1 protein-coding gene is annotated in these 4325 nt (G+C 60.3%); it reads left to right on the top strand.

Annotated features, from left to right (window positions below; genetic code table 11):
- Positions 1-4325, top strand: a 4325-nt coding sequence (locus tag DYL59_RS31490; RefSeq protein WP_238340799.1) for a beta strand repeat-containing protein, incomplete at both ends; no start/stop codon positions are given.

Here is a 4325-nt window from a genome sequence, read left to right as displayed (position 1 = left end):
CCTGTCCGGTGAAGCCACCAAGGCCGAATACCAAGAAGTGCTGCGCTCGGTGCATTTCGCCAGCACCAGCGAAGACCCAAGCCCGATTGACCGCAAGCTGACCATTACCGTCAACGATGGCCAGGCAGACTCGGCGCCGGTGAACTCCACCGTCTACGTGGTTCCAGAAAACGACAAGCCGGTAGTGAGCTTTGACAGCACCACCTTTAACGAAGAAAACGGCAGCGCCGTGGCCCTGGTTAAAAACCTGAGCATTACCGATGTCGACAACACCACCTTCAGCAAAGTAGTGGTTACCGTTGATCACCTGGACGCCGGCGATCTGCTGAGCAGCACCGACGTGCTCAATGCCCTGAAAGTGGCCGGTATCACCATCACCCAAACCGGCACCGCCGCTGATGGCAAGATCGTCTACACCCTGACCAGCGACTCGTCTAAAGGCAACAGCGCCGCCGACTTCACCAAGATCATCGACGCCATCACCTTCCAGGCACCGGGCAACAACCCTCACGACACAGGTCGCACCGTCACCATCGATGTCACCGACATCGGCGGCGGTAACCTGGCTCGCGACCCAGCGCTGACCGGCAGCCACAGCGGTACCGTCGGTATTGACCTGTACAACGATGCCCCGACGGCTACCAATGCTCAGATCTCTGGCGATGAAGACACTTCAATCGAACTGAAGTGGTCGAACTTTGGCGTTAATGATGCTGAATCCACCGACCCGAAAGTGGTGTTTACCAGCCTGCCTGTTGGCTCCATCGAATACAAAGTCGACGGTGTGTGGGTCAAGCTCACCGAAGCCGACCTGAAAACCGATACCTCGGCCGGCAAAACCTTCAGCCAGGCTGACTTCGACAACCACAACGTGCGTTACACCCCGGTTGAGAACGAGTCAGGTGACAACAGCTACACCGGCACCGGTGTCGGCAACAAGCAAGGCGATTACGCCGAGCTGAATTTCCAGGCCACCGACGGCAGCAAAAACAGCGCGACGCAAACCATCACCGTGGATATCCACCCGGTGACGGATGTGCCAGTCCTGACCATCGGCCAACGGCCAACCGGCTTGACCATTCAAACCTGGACCGGCGGCAACCTGCCGACGGACTTGGGCACCAACGGCCAAGGCGTGACCAGTTCCACCACACTGATCAACGTGATCAACGGCAAAACCGCTGACAGCGCCGCCACTACCGGCGTGACCAGTGATGTGAGCAACGGCAATGTGGCCGAAGGCACCGCGACCAAAGTGTCGGGCCTGGTCTACCTCGAAGCCGGCCAGAGCTACACCTTCACCGGTACGGCCGACGACAGCCTGGCAATCACCGTGGGCGGCAAGCTGGTCGCCAGCGAAACCTGGAGCGGCGGCAGCGGTATTAACGGTTCGGCCTACACACCGAGCGAATCGGGCTACTACACCCTCGACATCTATCACTACAACCAGAACGGCCCGGGCAACTACGACGTCAACGTGTCGATCAACAGCGGCCCGTCGGTAGCGCTGGGCAACAGCGGCGTGCCGACCTTTACCAGTGCGGCAGCGTTGGAAGCCGCCGGTGTGGTGCTTGGCGATAGCCATGTGAGCAATGGCGAAGGGTATTACACCGGCAACGTCTACAACCACGGCCTGGAAGACACCGCCATCAAGGTGGCGCCGATTACCGCCGAGTTTGTCGACACCGACGGTTCGGAATCCCACAAGGTTGAGATCAGCGGCTTGCCGGAAGGCACCGTAATCACTGACGGCACCACCGGCCATAGCATCATCTCGACGGGCGCGAGCGCGCTGTATGACGTGAGCGACTGGAACCTGAAAACCCTGAGCGTTACGCCGTTCAAGGACTCGACCGCCAGCTTCGACCTGACCGTGAAAGCCACGGCAAAAGAGCTGAGCACCGGTGTTGAAGAAGTCACCACCGGCAAAATCAGCATCGTGGTGACGGCGGTCAACGACGCGCCGGTACTGGGCAACGGCTCCACCCATGCCTTCGGCGACACCTACATCGAAGGCAAGCCAGGCGGCTACGTTGCGGCGAACCTGACCATCACTGACGTCGACAACGCGACCCTGCAAAGCGCCAAGGTCACGCTGGTCAACCACCTGACCGATGACGTGCTGATCGCCGATGTCACCAACAGCAACATCACCGTCAGCTATGACAAAACTACAGGCATCCTGAGCCTGTCCGGTGAAGCCACCAAGGCTGAATACCAGGCAGTCCTGCGCTCGGTGCATTTCGCCAGCGAAAGCGATGACCCAAGCCCGGTTAACCGCAACCTGACCATCACCGTCAACGATGGCCAAGCGGACTCGGCGCCGGTGAACTCCACGATTTACGTGGTTCCGGTCAACGACAAGCCTGTTGTTGAGTTCAACAGCACCACGTTTGTCGAGCAACACGCCCCGGTGGCCCTGGTCGACAACCTGACCATCAAAGACGGCGACAACAACACCTTCAGCAAGGTCGTGGTCACCGTTGACCACCTGGCCTCCGGCGACCTGCTCAGCAGCGCCGACGTGCTCAAGGCTTTGGCGGTTGCGGGCATCACCATCACCCAAACCGGCAGCGCCGCTGATGGCAAGATCGTCTACACCCTGACCAGCAATTCGCCAGCGGGCAACAGCGCGGCTGACTTTATCAAGGTGGTCGAAGCGATCACCTTCCAGGCGCCGGGCAACAACCCAAGCGGCGATGCGCGTACCGTGACCATCGACGTCACCGATATCGGTGGCGGTAACCTGGACCGTGAGCCGCCAGAAACCGGCAGCGCTAGCGGCACGGTCGCTATCGACCTGATCAACGATGCGCCGACTGCATCGGCAGCACCTGCCCGCGCCGATGAAGACCATGCCGCCACCATCGTCCTGAGTGGCGCTGATGCGGACGGCAACGTCGCCAAGTTCGTCATCACCACCTTGCCGGAGAACGGCAAGCTGTACAGCGATTCGACCCTGACCACTGAGCTCAAGGTTGGCGATTCCGTAGCGGCGGATGCGGCCGGCAAGGCTTCGGTCTACTTCTCACCCACCGCTGATTGGAGCGGCAATACGTCGGTCACCTTCACGGCGGTCGACAATGGCGGCAAAGCCAGCGGCGAGACAACCGCTGCGGTCACCATTGCGCCGGTCACCGACACCCCGCACCTGAGCCTGGGCGGCGGCGGTACCGTCACCTCGATCAACTTCGACAACGTCCAGCTCAACGGTTCGTGGAGCACTGTCGCGGTTGGCGATGTGAACAACGCGGCCGGCACCACCCCGTCCACCCCGTGGCTGACCGGTAACGCAGACGGCCAGGTCGAAATCGGCCAAAGCGGCGTTTACGGCGTGACCACGCCTGGCAACAGCCAGGTCATCGAGCTGGAAAAAGCCCCGTACGACGACGCCAGCCTTTACACCATCATCAAGGCCGAAAGCGGCACGGCTTACAGCATCTCGGTCGATTACTCGCCGCGTGCGGGTAATGAAGGTGACTCGGTCATCGATGTGTTCTGGGGCGGCGTCAAAGTCGGCACCCTGGACACCACTGTTGTTGGCATGCAGACCTACACCTTCGTGGTGCCGGTGACGGCCGACGGTGACGCCAAACTCGAATTCAAAGCCCCAGTCGGTTCTGCCTACAACGGCGCTGGCGGCGTGCTGGACAACATCAGCGTGACCCAGGTGCTGAACACTGGCCTGGAAGACCATGCGATCAAGTTGTCGACCATCGATGCTTTCGCCACTGATGCAGACGGTTCCGAGACGCTCAAGCTGGAAATCAGCGGTATTCCAGTCGGCGCGACCATCACGGATGGCACGACGGGCCACTCCTTCACGGCTACTGCTGGCAATCAAAGCGTCGACATCAGCCTCTGGGACAAGGCCACACTGGTCTACAACCCGGTGCCTAATGCCAATGGGCTGGTGAACCTCACCGTGACCGCCACTGCGCAGGATGGCTTGGCGGAGGCTAAGGCCGTGTCGGTTCCTTTGGTCATCAATGTAGTTCCGGTCGACGACGCGAGCGTACTGGTTGCCGACAATGGCAGCGCAGAGGAAGACCACGTTGCCACTGGCAATGTGCTGACGAATGACAGTGACATTGATAGCGTATTGAGCGTTGCGACCTTCACCGTGAACAACGCCACGTACAACGCTGGTCAAACCGCCGTTATCCTGGGTGTTGGTAGCATCACCATCGGTGCCGATGGCGCGTATGCCTTCACCCCAGTCAAAGACTTCAACGGTGACGTGCCGCAGATCGGCTACACCACCAACACCGGCTCCAGCAGCACCCTGGACGTGAACATCTCGCCTGTTGATGACGCAAGCGTCC

It is taken from the genome of Pseudomonas kairouanensis (assembly GCF_004682055.1).
Classification (GTDB): Bacteria; Pseudomonadota; Gammaproteobacteria; order Pseudomonadales; family Pseudomonadaceae; genus Aquipseudomonas; species Aquipseudomonas kairouanensis.
This window is presented reverse-complemented; position numbering and strand designations above follow the sequence as displayed.